At 41.0% G+C, this 16,576-nt stretch carries 12 protein-coding genes, 1 tRNA gene and 1 rRNA gene; 6 read left to right on the top strand and 8 right to left on the bottom strand.

Annotation, left to right across the window (positions count from 1 at the left end):
* The first annotated feature begins 23 nt into the window (after nucleotides 1–23).
* Both rrf and EES38_RS20010 read left to right on the top strand, forming a co-directional pair.
* A 5S ribosomal RNA gene (gene rrf, locus EES38_RS20015) occupies nucleotides 24–139 on the top strand.
* A 32-nt stretch (nucleotides 140–171) separates the two neighbouring features.
* Nucleotides 172–248, top strand: a tRNA-Asp gene (locus EES38_RS20010).
* A gap of 793 nt (nucleotides 249–1,041) precedes the next feature.
* Here the strand turns inward: EES38_RS20010 and add are convergent.
* The 4 genes from add to glnA form a co-directional block, all read right to left on the bottom strand.
* Nucleotides 1,042–2,037: an adenosine deaminase gene (gene add / locus EES38_RS20005; RefSeq protein WP_124938998.1), complete on the bottom strand. Its 996-nt coding sequence runs from the start codon at nucleotides 2,035–2,037 to the stop codon at nucleotides 1,042–1,044.
* Between the two features lie 88 nt (nucleotides 2,038–2,125).
* Complete coding sequence (gene glnG / locus EES38_RS20000; RefSeq protein ID WP_124938997.1) at nucleotides 2,126–3,529, bottom strand: nitrogen regulation protein NR(I); 1,404 nt, start codon at nucleotides 3,527–3,529, stop codon at nucleotides 2,126–2,128.
* Nucleotides 3,530–3,560: 31 nt separating this feature from the next.
* Nucleotides 3,561–4,610, bottom strand: a complete 1,050-nt coding sequence (gene glnL / locus EES38_RS19995) for a nitrogen regulation protein NR(II) (RefSeq protein WP_166434313.1) — start codon at nucleotides 4,608–4,610, stop codon at nucleotides 3,561–3,563.
* A 325-nt stretch (nucleotides 4,611–4,935) separates the two neighbouring features.
* The gene (gene glnA / locus EES38_RS19990) at nucleotides 4,936–6,345 is read right to left on the bottom strand and encodes a glutamate--ammonia ligase (RefSeq protein WP_124938995.1); all 1,410 of its coding nucleotides are present in this window, start codon (nucleotides 6,343–6,345) and stop codon (nucleotides 4,936–4,938) included.
* 510 nt (nucleotides 6,346–6,855) lie between these two features.
* Here glnA and typA point away from each other — a divergent pair.
* Nucleotides 6,856–8,685, top strand: coding sequence for a translational GTPase TypA (typA, locus tag EES38_RS19985; protein WP_124938994.1), 1,830 nt, complete (start codon nucleotides 6,856–6,858; stop codon nucleotides 8,683–8,685).
* Nucleotides 8,686–8,737: 52 nt separating this feature from the next.
* On the opposite strand, the gene EES38_RS19980 is transcribed toward typA, so the two are convergent.
* Entirely contained in the window at nucleotides 8,738–9,373 is a 636-nt protein-coding gene (locus tag EES38_RS19980; protein ID WP_124938993.1) for a DUF2959 domain-containing protein, read from the bottom strand.
* Between the two features lie 57 nt (nucleotides 9,374–9,430).
* Between EES38_RS19980 and EES38_RS19975 the strand changes: the two genes are divergently transcribed.
* From EES38_RS19975 to EES38_RS19965, 3 genes are read left to right on the top strand one after another with little or no spacing between them, the layout of a single operon-like run.
* Nucleotides 9,431–10,336, top strand: coding sequence for a virulence factor BrkB family protein (locus EES38_RS19975; RefSeq protein ID WP_124938992.1), 906 nt, complete (start codon nucleotides 9,431–9,433; stop codon nucleotides 10,334–10,336).
* Complete coding sequence (gene dtd, locus EES38_RS19970) at nucleotides 10,308–10,742, top strand: D-aminoacyl-tRNA deacylase (protein WP_124938991.1); 435 nt, start codon at nucleotides 10,308–10,310, stop codon at nucleotides 10,740–10,742. The genes EES38_RS19975 and dtd overlap by 29 nt, the downstream gene beginning before the upstream one ends.
* A 41-nt stretch (nucleotides 10,743–10,783) precedes the next feature.
* Nucleotides 10,784–11,698, top strand: a complete 915-nt coding sequence (locus EES38_RS19965) for a bifunctional GNAT family N-acetyltransferase/hotdog fold thioesterase (protein ID WP_124938990.1) — start codon at nucleotides 10,784–10,786, stop codon at nucleotides 11,696–11,698.
* Here the strand turns inward: EES38_RS19965 and EES38_RS19960 are convergent.
* The 3 genes from EES38_RS19960 to hslO all read right to left on the bottom strand — a co-directional run bounded on the left by EES38_RS19960 (nucleotide 11,695) and on the right by hslO (nucleotide 16,565).
* Nucleotides 11,695–13,581: an AsmA family protein gene (locus EES38_RS19960; protein ID WP_124938989.1), complete on the bottom strand. Its 1,887-nt coding sequence runs from the start codon at nucleotides 13,579–13,581 to the stop codon at nucleotides 11,695–11,697. The two genes, EES38_RS19965 and EES38_RS19960, sit on opposite strands and share 4 nt — an antisense overlap.
* Before the next feature lie 119 nt (nucleotides 13,582–13,700).
* Entirely contained in the window at nucleotides 13,701–15,329 is a 1,629-nt protein-coding gene (pckA, locus tag EES38_RS19955) for a phosphoenolpyruvate carboxykinase (ATP) (protein WP_124938988.1), read from the bottom strand.
* 357 nt (nucleotides 15,330–15,686) lie between these two features.
* Entirely contained in the window at nucleotides 15,687–16,565 is an 879-nt protein-coding gene (hslO, locus tag EES38_RS19950; RefSeq protein WP_124938987.1) for an Hsp33 family molecular chaperone HslO, read from the bottom strand.
* Nucleotides 16,566–16,576 lie beyond the last annotated feature (11 nt).

The raw sequence follows: 16,576 nt of genomic DNA, 5'->3' as shown, positions 1-16,576 counted from the left end.
AGCTTTCTGAATTAACAAATTTGCTTGGCGACCATAGCGATTTGGACCCACCTGATTCCATGCCGAACTCAGAAGTGAAACGAATTAGCGCCGATGGTAGTGTGGGGTCTCCCCATGTGAGAGTAGGACATCGCCAGGCTTTTATTTAAGACGTCAAAGTCTGACCAATGCGGAGCGGTAGTTCAGTTGGTTAGAATACCGGCCTGTCACGCCGGGGGTCGCGGGTTCGAGTCCCGTCCGCTCCGCCACTTATTTAAAACCCAGCAGCAATGCTGGGTTTTGTCGTTTCTGGGTCCTGCAAAATCCTACCCTGACTGTCTATGTCTTCCTCTGTCTGGTGAGTACATCCTATTTCCAACCTCAATAATGAAAGTAAATTACAGAATGAGAGCCAAAATCAACGATTTAGTCATTTATGAATAAAATATACGTTCTAAAGTGAAATAAAAACAAAATAAATGTTGCATTCAATGTGAGGTAGATCTATATTTATCCCGTAGACGAAAGAAACTTACAACAACATTGAGGAGATAAGATTATGTTCGCTGCATTTGCTTATAACGTTTACTACATGACTAAAGACGCCAAAGAAACCGAAGCTCAAAAAGCCGACGTGAAAAAAGCGTAAGACACTGACGATAACGGAAGGAGACAAGATTATGTTTGCTGCTATTGCTTACAACGTTTACTACATGACCAAAGACGCAAAAGAAACCGAAGCACAAAAAGCTGACGTGAAAAAAGCGTAAGATAACCAACCAAACTATTAAGATAAGGAGAAAGACTATGTGGGGTGCATTCGCGTACAGCGCATTTTATCTAAAAAGTGATTATGACCTAGCCGGTAACAAAGTCGGTTCATCTAAAGAGAAAGAGAGCAAAAAGTAAGACGCCAGTCAGGCCATTGAGTCGGGGCCAAGCAAGAGCCGAGTGATAGTCACTCATCATCAGACTCACCTATCACTATCAGAGTATCGGACAACTCAATCGCATAACAAAAGAATCGTCCGGTATTATTTTCTAGATAACGTTTATATCAGCTTAGGCTTTACTCTGAACTAAATTCGCTTTTTCACTTTCAGACAGGAATGCAATTTCTAAACTGTTTTGTTGAGCTCTGAAAATCTGTTGTTCAGTCAGTCCAGCTTTTGGCGCCGCAAGATCGTACTCATGAATAAGCTCTATCCCTTCTACTGCTGGATCATCAGTATTAATAGTCGCTAAAATGCCGTGGTCTAAAAATTGTTTTAATGGATGATCTGTTAAATAAGGGATTGTACTGGTCTGAATATTAGACGTTAGACAAGACTCTATGCCGATAGCATTTTCAGCTAGGAAGTCCATCAGATTCATATCTTCAACTGCTTTTACACCGTGACCAATACGTATAGCGCCTAAATCATTTAACGCTTGCCATATACTTTCTGGTCCTGCAGCTTCACCTGCATGAACTGTAATGCTTAAATCGGCTTTTTTAACTTGTTCAAAATGTTCGGTGAACAATTGGCCTGGCTTACCTAGCTCATCACCTGCCAGATCGACAGCGACAAACTTCTGTTTAAATGTAAGGATAGCATCTAGCTCGCTTTTACAAGCTTCCACTCCAAAGGTTCTGCTCATAATACCAATTAACTTAGCCGGCACGCCAAAATCGCGTATGCCTGCTTCAACTCCATCTATAACTGCTTCGACAACATCTTTAATATTCAGATTGTGTGTCATAGCCATATAGTAAGGAGAAAACCGTAATTCAGCATAGTCGATCTGTGCTTGTTTTAAGTCTTCAATATTCTCGTAGGCAACTCTACGACAAGCATCTAGATCTCCAAGAGTTTTAACTCCCCAATCTAACTTGGATAGAAAGGCGACGAGCGAGGGCTGGGCTTCGGTCACACGAACGTGGGGTATTAGGTCATGTAGGTTACTTGCAGGCAGAGTGATATTAAACTTGTCTGCATGAGCGAGGATTGTCTCGGGTCTTATATTACCATCTAGATGACGGTGTAGATCGATAAGTGGAATCTCTGGATTATACATATACTTGCTATTTAGTTATTACTAAATAGCAAGTATAGGAATGATTGGTTCGTATGTCAGCCAATTTAACTAATACGTTGAACTCATATTAGTAAAGTTCTTTTAGCTTTCTGGTAAGCGTATTGCGTCCCCATCCAAGAACCTTGGCTGCGTCTTGCTTGTGACCGTTAGTATGATTAAGTGCTGCTTCTAATAGGATTCGTTCAAACTCAGGAAGTGCATAAGAAAGTAGTTCTGTTTGACCAGATGCCAATGCCGCTTTAGCCCAAGTTTCCAATTGTTGTTGCCATGTCGTATCGCCTTCGATATCGACGCTCTTTTTCTCTGAGAGTAATTCAGATGGTAAGTCACTAGGTAATACTTCAGAGCCAGTTGCCATTACAGTAAGCCAGCGACACATATTTTCTAATTGACGGACGTTACCTGGCCAGTCAAGTCGATTAAGAATTTCGACAGTCTTGCCATGAAGAGTCTTCATTTCTACACCCAGTTCTTCAGCTGCTTGAGCTAAGAAATGCTTAGTCAGTTTTTCAATATCCTGGCGTCTTTCACGTAGGGCAGGGATTTGAATTCGGATCACATTCAAACGGTGGAACAAATCTTCACGGAATTTACCTTGATGAACCAGTTTTTCTAGATTTTGGTGTGTCGCCGCAACGATACGAACATCGACTTTAATCGCTGAATGACCGCCCACGCGATAAAACTGACCATCAGCTAAAACGCGAAGCAAACGGGTTTGAATATCTAAAGGCATATCACCGATTTCATCGAGAAATAGCGTACCACCGTTTGCTTGTTCAAATCTGCCCTGACGCACATTGCTCGCCCCGGTAAAAGCTCCCTTCTCATGACCAAATAGCTCTGACTCTATTAAGTCTTTCGGGATAGCCGCCATGTTTAAAGCGATAAACGGCTTTTGCGCTCTAGGACTATGCCGATGAAGAGCATGAGCAACTAACTCTTTACCAGTACCTGATTCGCCATTTATTAAAACTGAAATCGATGAGCGAGATAGACGGCCGATCGCACGGAAGACTTCTTGCATGGCAGGAGCCTCACCTATTATCTCGGGTGCGTTGTCCGGTACTGCGAGTCGTGACGAGTGCTCTTTTTTCTGCTCTTGTCCATGTGCTATGGCTCTTTCGACCAGTGTCAGTGTTTCATCAACATCAAATGGTTTAGGCAGATATTCAAATGCCCCTTTTTGATAAGCGTTTACTGCTGCATCGAGGTCCGAGTGCGCAGTCATTATGATAACGGGTAAATCTGGAGAGCGATCATGTACCTGATGCAGTAACTCTATCCCATCAATCCCTGGCATTCTAATATCAGAAACTAATACATCTGGTGTTTCTCTTTCTAATGCCATAAGAACACTCTCTGCATCAGAGAATGTTTCACATTTTATGTCTGCGGAAGATAGTGTTTTTTCCATAACCCAACGTATGGAACTGTCATCGTCCACTACCCATACATATCCTTTACTCATAATTCCGTTCCTCAAAAAGCGAATACCTTGCTTAACTAATTGGCAGATAAATAGTGAATGTGGTTCTGCCTGGCCAGCTTTCTACGTCGATCTTTCCATTGTGCTGGTCTATTAAATTTTGTGAAATGGAGAGACCTAGCCCGGTTCCTCCCTCTCTACCACTCACCATCGGGTAAAACAAAGTATCTTGTAAATCGTGTGGGATACCCGGACCATTATCTATGATCTCTATACGTGCAACGAGCTTATGTCGTTGTCCGTGAATATTCGCCTGGTGCACTGTTCTAGTGCGCAAAATAATTTTTCCATGTGATTGACTCGATAATATTTGCGCTGCGTTGCTCACAATATTTAGTAGAGCTTGTTCTATTTGATCTGTGTCCATCATGATATTAGGCAGACTTGGATCATAGTCTCTTTCTATTATGAGATTCGCACTGGCCTCTAGTTCAACCAACTGGCGTACTTTTTCTAATATAAGATGCAAGTTTTCTGAATGCTTTTTCCCTGGCTTTTGAGGGCCAAGTAGTCTATCAACGAGAGCACGCAATCTGTCTGCCTGCTCAATAATTATCTGGGTATATTCGGTTAATGATTGATCTGGTAACATTCTCTCAAGTAGCTGCGCTGCACCACGAAGCCCTCCAAGGGGGTTTTTTATTTCGTGAGCGAGTCCTCGAACCAGTAGCTTTGCCGCCTGCTGCTGAGCATGTTGGTTAAGCTCCTGACTAAGACGGCGCTGCTGACCTATCTTACGCATTTCAACGAGCAACATTAGGTGTTTATCCCATGATAGAGGACTTACCGTTACCTCAAGCATTAATGGTTTTCCGTCAACAACAAAGGTGACATCACTATCCGTTATACTCTGTCCACTTTGTAGCGGTTGCGATAACAGCGCCAGATCCATCGATGCATGTTGAATTAAATTAGAGAGCGGTTGGTCGATAATACGTTTAGCGCTTTGAGAAAAAAGCTGCTCCGCTGCCGGGTTGGCATATCGTATACACAAAGACTCATCCAAGATTAATGTGGATGTGACAATATTATTTAATATTGTTGCACTAAGTTCATTACTCACCAGATATACCCTGTGTTCCATTATAATGCACTGCACAATTATGGTGCATTAAAAGTTATTAGTATGGCGCATGTTCTATGTAATACAACTGAATAGCTTCCAAATATCGACGAATTAATCCTATTTTGGGGCTAAATTATGAAATCGTTAGAAGATACGCATATTGCTAAGTTAATTAATGCAATTATCTTGCCCGAAATGCGCAAAAAAGGTGAGATTAGTTCAGTAAAGTGCAGTTGTTATATTGGGGGGTAACTGTCTGATTTAAAAAATAAAAGACCCTGGAAATCCAGGGCCTTTCAAAACTAAGATAATCAAAAATTGATTAGCAAGAGTAGTACATTTCGAACTCAACAGGGTGAGTTGTCATTGCTAGTTTAACTGTATCTTGAGATTTCAGTGCGATGTATGAATCGATGAAGTCATCAGAGAATACGCCACCTTCAGTCAAGAATGCGCGGTCTTCGTCTAGTGCAGCAAGAGCTTGTTCTAGAGAAGATGCAACTGTTGGGATCTTAGCTGCTTCTTCTGCTGGAAGATCGTAAAGGTCTTTATCAGCAGCATCTCCAGGGTGAATCTTGTTCTTAATTCCGTCAAGACCAGCCATAAGCATAGCTGCAAAACCTAGGTATGGGTTCGCTGTTGGATCTGGGAAGCGAACTTCGATACGAGCAGCTTTAGGGCTTGGAACTACTGGGATACGGATTGATGCTGAACGGTTACGTGCAGAGTAAGCAAGCATTACTGGAGCTTCAAATCCTGGAACAAGACGTTTGTACGAGTTAGTTGAAGCGTTAGTGAACGCGTTAATTGCGCGAGCGTGCTTAATGATACCACCGATGTAGTATAGAGCAGTTTCAGATAGACCGCCGTATTTATCACCAGAGAATAGGTTCACGCCATCTTTCGCTAGAGATTGGTGGCAGTGCATACCAGAACCATTATCACCTACTAGTGGTTTAGGCATGAAAGTTGCGGTTTTACCGTAAGCGTGAGCAACGTTATGGATAACGTATTTTAGGATCTGAGTTTCGTCAGCTTTAATAGTCATTGTGTTAAAACGAGTAGCAATCTCGTTTTGACCTGCTGTCGCTACTTCGTGGTGGTGTGCTTCAACTACAAGGCCCATTTCTTCCATGATCAAACACATAGCAGAACGGATATCTTGAGATGAATCAACAGGAGCTACTGGGAAGTAACCACCTTTAATACCTGGACGGTGACCTTTGTTACCTTCTTCATAAGAAGTATTGGTATTCCATGCTGCTTCGATATCATCGATTGAGTACATAGAACCAGAAATGTCTGATTTGTATTTTACGTCATCGAATAGGAAAAATTCTGGTTCTGGACCAAAAAGAACGGTATCTGCGATACCAGTTGAACGTAGGTATTCTTCAGCGCGTAGAGAGATAGAACGTGGGTCACGGTCGTAACCTTGCATTGTTGCAGGTTCTAAAATATCACAACGGATGTTTAGAGTAGCTTCTTCAGTAAATGGGTCAAGTACAGCTGTAGATGCATCTGGCATAAGAATCATGTCAGATTCGTTGATACCTTTCCAGCCAGCAACTGAAGAACCATCGAACATTTTACCGTCTTCGAAGAAATCAGCATCGACTTGGTGAGCAGGAATAGAAACGTGCTGCTCTTTACCTTTTGTATCTGTAAAGCGCAGGTCGATAAATTTAACTTCGTTTTCTTGGATCAGCGATAGAACATTTTCTACTGACATCTTGGATAACCTCCAGTGTTAAAAATTCGGTAAAAGCTCGATTTAATAGAAACTTAAAAAGCCATTAGCAATGGTTATGCACACAAATAAGCAGGCGAACCATCAACTTTAGACATTTAAGCCAAAATCGTGCCATAAAGTTAAATCCTTTTAATTCAATATCTTAGCAGAGATATATTCGCTGTCGACGCCAAGCATTGCACTAAAATGATCTCTGTTTGCACGTTAGTGGTGCAATTGTTGTTTTGTTGCACCAATAGTTGTCAAAACAGCTATTATTCAGCCCTAAAAATAGGCATTTTGTCAATCGTCAATTATGAAGATTTTATAGCGATTTTTTTAAGGACACTCAATTTAATATGTTTAACTAAAAATGATGCTGATTAAGATCACATATTTCTGGGTTTTTCCTCAAAATCTGGTACATTATTGACCGTTTTTATATTCAATCTACCGCTTAAGTTGAAATGTTCTTCTTAAGTTGTTGATAATTAAAGTGATGAACATTCCATGACGACTCAAAAGATAGAGAAATTAAGAAATATCGCGATTATTGCTCACGTTGACCACGGTAAAACAACGTTAGTAGATAAACTTCTACAACAATCTGGCACGCTTCAGTCACGTGGTGAAATTGAAGAGCGAGTCATGGACTCGAATGATATCGAGAAAGAACGTGGAATCACGATTCTCGCTAAAAATACAGCTATTAACTGGAACGATTACCGTATCAATATTGTTGATACCCCAGGACACGCTGACTTTGGTGGAGAAGTTGAACGTATCATGTCTATGGTTGACTCAGTACTGCTTATTGTTGATGCAGTTGACGGTCCGATGCCACAGACGCGCTTCGTTACTCAAAAGGCATTTAACTATGGCTTGAAGCCAATCGTTGTTATCAACAAAATCGACCGTCCAGGAGCTCGTCCTGATTGGGTTATGGATCAAGTATTCGATTTGTTTGACAATCTTGGTGCAAGTGATGAGCAGCTTGATTTCCAAGTCGTATATGCATCAGCACTAAATGGTTGGGCGACTTTAGAAGAAGGCGAAACTGGCGAGAACATGGAACCGTTGTTCCAAGCTATCGTAGACAATGTAGACGCGCCAAATGTGGACCTAGATGGTCCTCTTCAAATGCAGATTTCTCAACTTGATTACAGCTCATATGTAGGTGTTATCGGTGTTGCTCGCGTTACTCGTGGTAAAGTTAAACCAAATCAACAGGTTACTATCGTTGGTGCTGATGGTAAAAAGCGTAATGGTAAAGTGGGTACTGTACTTGGTTATCTGGGGCTTGAGCGCCATGAAATCGAACAGGCAACGGCTGGTGATATTATTGCGATTACAGGTCTTGGTGAACTAAAAATCTCTGACACGATTTGTGACCAAAACAACGTTGAGGCGATGACTCCACTTTCAGTTGATGAGCCAACTGTAACGATGACTTTCCAAGTTAATACCTCTCCATTTGCTGGTAAAGAAGGTAAATTCGTTACTTCGCGTAATATTCTTGAGCGTCTAGAGAAAGAGTTAGTGCATAACGTGGCTTTACGCGTAGAGCAAACTGACGATCCAGATAAATTCCGTGTGTCAGGTCGTGGTGAGCTTCACCTATCAATCCTGATCGAGAATATGCGTCGTGAAGGCTTTGAGCTAGCAGTATCTCGTCCAGAAGTTATCCTACGTGAAGAGAATGGCCAGCTAATGGAACCATTTGAAACCGTTACTATTGACGTTCTAGAAGAACACCAAGGCGGTATCATGGAGAATATTGGTATCCGTAAAGGTGAACTGAAGGATATGTCTCCAGATGGTAAGGGTCGTGTTCGTTTAGACTTCGTTATGCCTTCTCGTGGCTTGATTGGTTTCCAAACTGAGTTTATGACGCTAACTTCTGGTTCCGGCTTGCTATACCATACATTTGATCATTATGGTCCACATAAAGGCGGCACGATTGGTCAACGTAATAACGGTGTGTTGATTTCAAACGCAACGGGTAAAGCATTGACGTACGCACTGTTCAATTTGCAAGAGCGCGGTCGTCTGTTTACTGAGCATGCTGATGAAGTGTATGAGGGTCAGGTTATCGGTATCCATAACCGTTCTAACGACTTAACAGTAAACTGCCTTAAAGGAAAACAGTTAACTAACGTTCGAGCCTCTGGTACTGATGATGCACAAGTTCTGACTCCTGCCATTAAGTACACACTAGAGCAGGCTCTAGAGTTTATTGATGACGATGAGCTAGTGGAAGTTACTCCTGAAAGTATTCGTATCCGTAAGAAATATCTGACTGAAAATGATCGTAAGAGAGCTTACCGTTCAGAAAAATAATACGGTGAGTTAGAATCAGATCGTAAAAAAGGGAGCGAAAGCTCCCTTTTTGTTAGTCTAGCTGCTTTATAAATTTGTCTGATTCTGAAATGGCGATATTCATTTGATTAATAGCATTTTGAATATCTCCCTGAAGATTAGAGAATTCGCCTTTGAGTGATGTTACAGCACTGGCGTTTAAATTGTGTTTTAGATAGAGCGTATTATCCCTTAGCGCATTTAATACAGGGACCATTTTCTTCTCTGCTCTTTTCATAGCTGTAATCATTAAGCTATAAGATTTACGAGTTGCTTTGAGTTTGGTTGCACTATTTCGGCGCAATGATTGATTAGTATATTCATCCAACTCGTTTTCCCATTCGTCGAATAGCGCATCCGCGACATCTTCTATCGCTGCAATACGATTTTGTACATCTTCAACTGCATCAGAGCTTTTTTCATATTCGCTATTTATTCTGTCGTAGGTTTGTTCTAATTCACCACCATCGTAATTGGATAACGTTTTGAGTTGTTCGTAAGCTGACTTAAATTCTTCCTGCGCTTTCTTCTGAGAAGCTTGTGCATCTTCAACGCGATCAACCATAATATCTCTTTTCTGATAGCCAACTTTTTCCATTGCAGAGTAATATGCCGATTGGCAACCCGTTATAATCGAGACAAGAGAAAGGCAAATTAGTAGTTGTCGCATTTCATGTTCCTTTTTAGATTTATATACTAAGACCGAAGCCTTAGGTTAGGAGATAACGTGAACTTACAATATCATTATCGGCAAGTCATATCGTGTGTTACCTACATATATTATCGGATTTTGAAGGATAGAATAAACGTCAATGCGGGGTATTTGGCCTACATAACGTTGTTATCGCTAGTTCCAATGATGACAGTTCTTATTTCAATTATGTCATCTGTTTCGGCATTTAGTGAGGCAAGTGCAGTTATTCACCGCTTTGTTATTGATAATTTTGTCCCTGCTGCAGGCGATGCGGTTAGTGATGCTTTAACGGATTTTGTTGCAAACACAGGGAAAATGACGGCGATGGGTGCCTCTTTTCTATTTGTTACTGCAATCATGCTGATTTCAAATATCGATAAAAGTCTAAACGTAATTTGGCGTACTAATAAAAAGAGGCGCTGGGTATTGTCATTTTCTATGTATTGGATGGCTCTTACGTTAGGACCTATTTTAGTCGGGGCCAGTATTGCTGTTTCATCATATATAACATCGCTAAAAATCCTGGAAAATGAAACATTAACTGGTGTTTACCATCTCGTTCTGTCCAAGCTGCCTTTTTTACTGTCATTCTTTGCGTTTTCTGCATTATATTTAATTGTGCCGAACCGACCGGTAAAACTGGCTAATGCAGTGATCGGTGCGGTAGTGTCTGCGTTATTGTTTGAGCTCAGTAAGATAGCATTCGCATTGTATGTCACGCACTTTCCATCCTATCAGCTTATCTACGGCGCATTGGCAGCAATACCTATTTTGTTTGTTTGGGTTTATCTATGCTGGATTATCGTTCTTATTGGTGCGGAGGTGACAGCATCTTTAGGGGAAAAAGAACAGTGGCAGATAAACATGGTAGACTCTCATGCAGAGCTAGATAGCAAAAGTAGGGATAAGAGTGATAGCGCTGATTCAAAGAGTGAGTGAGGCTTCCGTTCGAGTGGAAGGTGAGGTTGTCGGTAGCATAGAAAAAGGTTTACTGGTTCTTTTGGGTGTAGAGAAAGGTGATGATGAAGCCAAAGCCAAAAGGTTAGTAGAAAGAGTGACATCTTACCGAGTATTTGAAGATGAAAATGGCAAGATGAACTTAAATGTTCAGCAGGTTGATGGGAAGTTATTAGTTGTTTCGCAATTTACCCTTCCTGCAGATACAAAAAAAGGGACGAGAGCTGGCTTTTCAAGAGGTGCGGACCCACAAGATGCGAATCGTTTATATACTTTTTTCTCAGAGCAATGTCGGCAGGTGCTACCCACTGAGAATGGGATATTTGCAGCAGATATGAAAGTCTCACTTGTTAATGATGGACCAGTGACTTTTTGGCTTCAAGTATAGAAAAGCGAAAGGAACACGCTGAGGTATTTTAAGGAAAAATCATGTTCAAAATTATCAGCCCAACAACAGAAAATCAGCTGAATAAATATTATCAGTTTCGCTGGCAGATGCTACGAGAACCCTGGCATTTACCTATGGGGTCAGAACGTGATGAATACGATCCTATGAGTCATCACAGGATGATTGTTGATAGTCGTGGTAGACCTATGGCAGTAGGGCGTTTGTATATTACGCCTGATTGCGAAGGGCAAATCCGTTATATGGCCGTTAAGTCAAATCATCGTAATAAGGGCATGGGGTCACTACTTTTAGTCACTCTCGAATCGCTTGCGCGAAAAGAAGGCGCGAAAAGGATTGTATGTAATGCCAGAGAGCAGGCAATCCCTTTCTATGAGAAAAATGGCTTTGAGAGACGTGGTGATCTGAGCGAAGAGTTTGGTCCAATTAAGCACCAGCAAATGGTGAAACCATTGGATCCGATGGCGACGGTTCAGAGAAAACCCGAATGGTGTGTTGAGCTTCAAAAGCGTTGGAATCAACAAATTCCTATCAGTGATAAGATGGGGATAAAAGTGAGTCAATATACGGGCTACGAATTTGAATGTAGCGCACCAATAAATCCTAATATTAATCCACATAACACTATGTTTGCTGGCTCTGCATTCACGTTAGCAACACTAACTGGCTGGGGAATGGCTTGGTTGCTTATGCGAGAAAGAAGCTTGGCTGGAGACGTTGTGCTGGCTGATAGCCATATTCGTTATCGTCATCCTATTACTGAATCAGCTTTGGCTTCAACCAGCCTCGACGAGATTAGTGGCGATTTAGACAGGCTCAAATCTGGTAGAAAAGCGCGTATTATTGTGAAGGTTTTCATCTACAGTGGTGATTTGCCTGCCGCTGAGTTTACGGGGACCTATATGTTGATTCCAAACTACAAAGAACTTATCGCTTAGTCATCAACATTACACTCAATCTTCTGATTTTTACTATCAAGAAGATTGAGTGTGGTACTGCCACATTTATCGCTTTTTAAACTGAAAATGAGTTTGCCTTTACGCCACGATGCTAAGTCTAAATCCCCAGCTAATTTCTCTCCCAGTCCTGGTCCTTGAAGCTTATTTGAATTGATAGATAAAAGGCCTCTTTTGGCCGCAATATGTATATCACTCACTGAAAAAGGTTGGGTTATTATCGTACTTTCCCCCGGGATCATCATTGTCCCGTTACGAATGTCGATACTCATATCGCCACTCAGAGTTTGGTTAAAGACATTTTGATTTCCCGATAATCCCTGGCTGTGCATTTTAACGTCAGCGAGACCATCGATTGAGAACGGGAGATTTAAGTATTGAGTCAGATCTTCTAACGGTAAGCTATCTGTTTCTAGATCCATATTCCATGTTTGCTCATTAGGTGAATAATTCCATGCCCCTTTGGCGGCTATGTAGCCTTTTTTTAAAGGAATGAATAGTCGATCAAGAGACCAAGTTTGCTGAGTTGTATGCATTTGAAGTATTCCCTGGGTTCCTTTCAGCATACCGTAACTGATGTTATTTGCGGAAAGTTCCAGCGATCCACTCCAAAGTCCCCATTGATTTTTATTAAGAATATTTGCATTGGTGAGATCACCATTGATTCCGGACAATTGCCAATATGGTTTCGATGCTAGTTGAATTATTTGGCTATTACGTAGTTCAAAATTCTCAACGTAGATATGGTTAAAAGGCATTATTGATGGGGATAGAAGATTGTTTTTTGAATCAATAAAATACTTAATATTCTCTGCATGAAGCTTGTTTATATCAAGTGATGTTGGGGTAGCTGTAGCGGATAGGCTAACGTATCCATCGAGCAGTTCAACGGAGAAGTCATCTAAAGAAATTCTTTCAGGAGAGACATTCATTTTTATTGTTGGATTCACCCATTGCTTCTCGGCGAAAATGGCGCCTTCCGCTGATGCTGAAAGGCTCATGTTTTTTTGTTGCCAGATGTTATCCAGTCCCAATGTGACATTTTTGGCCGATAGGGATAAGTCGCTTACTTCCAGATGTTGGGTTTTCAATGAGCTGTGAAGGAGATCTATCTGTTTTATTGATGCAACTCGCCAAGGAAGAGTATTGTTTAAGGTCTCAAATGTTTTTAATGTCTCGGGTGTGACGTTTAGCTGGTTAACTGTGGCAGCAAAAACTTCCCAGTCACCGCCATTGAGTTGCTCAGCTTGAAGTGATATCTGACTGCTATTGAACTCAAACGAGAGTCCATAGACTTTACTGTCTTTTTCTAGATGGTCCGCATCGAGTAGGACATTACTTAGTTCAAGGTTATTCACTTTTAAGGAGGGCGTCTGTAACTGAATTTCACCTAATGGAATGATGGTATTCTCAAGCCATGTTGGGTGTTTTATTTGGATATTAGCATTATTAAATTGAACTCCATCACTATGGTAGCTTGCGTTTGTTACCGCCACTTGATGAGTCTCGAAGAAACGAAGTTTTTCTTTAAACAGAGGCTTTAACTCCGATAGGTCAATATCGGAAATGAGTATTGAATCAAGTTGAATTGGTGATGTAGCAGATGGTAACGAACTTGAAAGCCAAATCGTAATAGCACTCACCTTCGAATCTTCACCAAGTTGAACTCCAGTTAACTTGAGCTCTCTGGGGTATTCGTAAGTAGCATTTGATACTTCTATGTCACCAGACAGATAGTTTTTACTTAGCCAGTTAATCGAATAAGTTAGATAGGTTGGATTATGGAGTACAATAACAGACGCTGCTGCCAATAGGGCGAGTAAAGCTAACACAAGCATTAGTAATCTGTAGATGAATGTCCCCATGAGTTCTTCCTCAATGTTTAACTCATTACAGATTAAACAAAAATAGAATTGCTTCAACGAAAAAAGCCCCGTTAGGGGCTTTAATCATAGTTAAAGTAACTAAATTTCTCGACTAGCTATTAATCTAGTTGTGGTCCAGCAGCAACTAGAGATTTACCTTCTGCGTTATCAGTGTACTTCTCGAAGTTGTTGATAAAGCGAGTTGCTAGATCTTTCGCTTTGCTTTCCCATTGTAGTGGATCAACATAAGTGTCACGTGGGTCCAAGATTGCTGGATCAACACCTGGAAGAGCAGTTGGAACTTCTAGGTTGAAGATTGGCACTTGTTTAGTGTTAGCTTTATCGATAGAACCATCAAGGATTGCGTTGATGATACCACGAGTATCTTTGATTGAGATACGTTTACCAGAACCGTTCCAACCAGTGTTAACCAAGTAGGCTTCTGCACCAGCCGCTTCCATACGTTTAACTAGAACTTCTGCGTATTTAGTTGGGTGTAGAGTTAGGAACGCAGCACCGAAACATGCAGAGAATGTTGGAGTTGGTTCGGTGATACCACGTTCAGTACCTGCTAATTTTGCAGTAAAACCAGATAGGAAGTGATATTTAGTTTGTTCTGCAGTTAGTTTGGATACTGGTGGTAGAACACCGAATGCGTCAGCTGACAGGAAGATAACTTTCTGAGCTGCACCACCTTTAGATACAGGTTTAACGATGTTATCGATATGATAGATTGGGTAAGAAACACGAGTGTTTTCTGTTTTAGAGCCATCATCAAAGTCGATAGAACCATTTGCAAGTACAGTCACGTTTTCTAGCAGTGCATCACGACGGATTGCATTGTAGATTTCTGGCTCAGCTTCTTTAGAAAGGTTGATAGTTTTAGCATAACAACCACCTTCGAAGTTAAATACGCCTTCGTCATCCCAACCGTGTTCATCATCACCGATTAGAGCGCGGTTTGGATCGGTAGATAGTGTAGTTTTACCAGTACCAGATAGACCGAAGAAGATTGCTACGTCACCATCTTTACCCATGTTTGCAGAACAGTGCATTGCTGCAATGTCTTTAAGAGGCAAGAAGTAGTTCATCATAGCGAAGATGCCTTTTTTCATCTCGCCGCCGTACCATGTACCGCCGATAACTTGCATGCGTTCAGTTAGGTTGAACACTGTGAAGTTTTCAGAGTTAAGGCCGTGTTCTTTCCACTTGCTGTTCGTGCATTTTGCACCATTCATTACAACGAAAGTTGGTTTAAATGTTTTTAGTTCTTCTTCAGAAGGACGGATAAACATGTTAGTTACGAAGTGAGCTTGCCATGCAACTTCAGTGATGAAGCGTACACATAGACGAGTATCAGGGTTAGCACCACAGAAAACGTCAACAACAAATAGACGTTTGTTAGAAAGCTGACCAGTTACTAAATCTTTTAGATCGTTCCATACAGCTTGAGTTGTTGGTTTGTTATCATTTTTAGCATAATCAGAAGTCCACCACATAGTATCTTTAGTAGTGTCATCTTTTACGATAAATTTGTCTTTTGGTGAGCGACCAGTAAAGATACCAGTGTCTACAGCGACGGCTCCAAGCTCTGTTACAATACCTTTTTCATAACCTTGAAGGTTATCCGCAGTTTCTTCTGCGAAAAGGACGTCATAGCTAGGGTTTCTAACAATCTCGGTGGTGTTTGAGATGCCATAAATGCTAAGATCAATTTGTGCAGCCTTATTTTGTTCCATAACGGTCATAGGTGCTCCTTAATAAAATTGTAGGGAATTTAATTTTGAAAGTTTTGAAAGTTTTGAAAGTTTTTTCTTCATCTGCCGCCATCCTATCAACGCACTGAAACCAAAACAGAGATACGGCTCAAAAAATAACCATGATTTTTATGTGTAAATATGCCTTGTATCACATATTTAGTCTGCCCGTTTTAGCAAATTGATCTAGAATAAACTATGTGTAAATATTTGACTGAAATTTACATTTCAAAAGAATATTAATGAAATGGAAAGTTCATCTTGTGGTTTTTCTATCTGACTTCGCTATTTTTAGCAAAAAAAAGACCAGTTTCTATACTGGTCTTCATAAACTTTAGTTGAATATTCTTAATGAAGGGTATCGTTATTTTTCTCTTGACAAGAGAGTAGCTGAGTCACTTCTGCTTCATCAAATCGGTAGGTTGTTCCGCAATAATCACAATGTAGTGATACGTCACCTTGCTCTTCAAGAATGCTATACACTTCGTCTTTGGATATCGTTAAAATGGCTGCTTCGCTTCGCTCGCGAGAGCAACTACACTCAAAATGTACTTCATTTGGTGCAAACAGTTGCACCTTTTCTTGGTTGTAAAGACGATAAAGAAGCTCTTGGGCATCTAGTGTAAATAACTCCTCATTGCGGATGGTTGCAGTCAATTGTTCTAAATGCTCAAAATCGCTTGGGCTGCCTTTACCATCAGGAACAACTTGTAAGAACATCCCTCCAGCTTTAGGTGTGTCATAAGTCGTTAGATCTGTGCGAATCCATATTTTAGTCTTTAATTGTTCTGAGCGTTCAAAATAGCTTTCTAGGATTTGCGCAAGGTTGTCACCTTCTAAGCCAACAATACCCTGATAGCGCTCTCCTTGTTTTGGCTCGATGGTTATCACCAAATGACCTTTGCCTAACATATCATGAATCGAAGCGTCTTCAGGAAGTGCCCCTTCCCATCTCGCAACACCACGTACCTTCTGATTATGGTTTCCATTAATCACAGCTAAAGATACTGGACCATCTCCTTGTAGTTGGAGGGTAATAGAACCTTCAAACTTAATTGTTGCTGTTAATAGTGTCGTCGCAACGAGAAGCTCGCCTAATAATGACTGTATTGGCGTTGGATAATCCGTGCTGGATATAATTTGATGATAAGCGTCGTCAAGTTGAACTAGCTCTCCTCGAACAGACAAATCTTCAAAAAGGTAGCGGTGTAATACGTTCTTCGCCATTAATGGAAACT

It is taken from the genome of Vibrio viridaestus (assembly GCF_003856525.1).
Lineage (GTDB): Bacteria > Pseudomonadota > Gammaproteobacteria > Enterobacterales > Vibrionaceae > Vibrio > Vibrio viridaestus.
Note: the sequence above shows the minus strand (reverse complement) of the source record. Positions and strands in the feature narration are given on the sequence as shown.

Bases quoted from the DNA above. Each gene is read 5' to 3' on its own strand.
- EES38_RS19965 (WP_124938990.1), top strand. From the start codon at position 10,784: ATGTTCAAAATTATCAGCCCAACAACAGAAAATCAGCTGAATAAATAT.
- typA (WP_124938994.1), top strand. From the start codon at position 6,856: ATGACGACTCAAAAGATAGAGAAATTAAGAAATATCGCGATTATTGCT.
- EES38_RS19960 (WP_124938989.1), bottom strand. From the start codon at position 13,581: ATGGGGACATTCATCTACAGATTACTAATGCTTGTGTTAGCTTTACTC.
- add (WP_124938998.1), bottom strand. From the start codon at position 2,037: ATGTATAATCCAGAGATTCCACTTATCGATCTACACCGTCATCTAGAT.
- glnG (WP_124938997.1), bottom strand. From the start codon at position 3,529: ATGAGTAAAGGATATGTATGGGTAGTGGACGATGACAGTTCCATACGT.
- glnA (WP_124938995.1), bottom strand. From the start codon at position 6,345: ATGTCAGTAGAAAATGTTCTATCGCTGATCCAAGAAAACGAAGTTAAA.
- hslO (WP_124938987.1), bottom strand. From the start codon at position 16,565: ATGGCGAAGAACGTATTACACCGCTACCTTTTTGAAGATTTGTCTGTT.
- pckA (WP_124938988.1), bottom strand. From the start codon at position 15,329: ATGACCGTTATGGAACAAAATAAGGCTGCACAAATTGATCTTAGCATT.
- EES38_RS19980 (WP_124938993.1), bottom strand. From the start codon at position 9,373: ATGCGACAACTACTAATTTGCCTTTCTCTTGTCTCGATTATAACGGGT.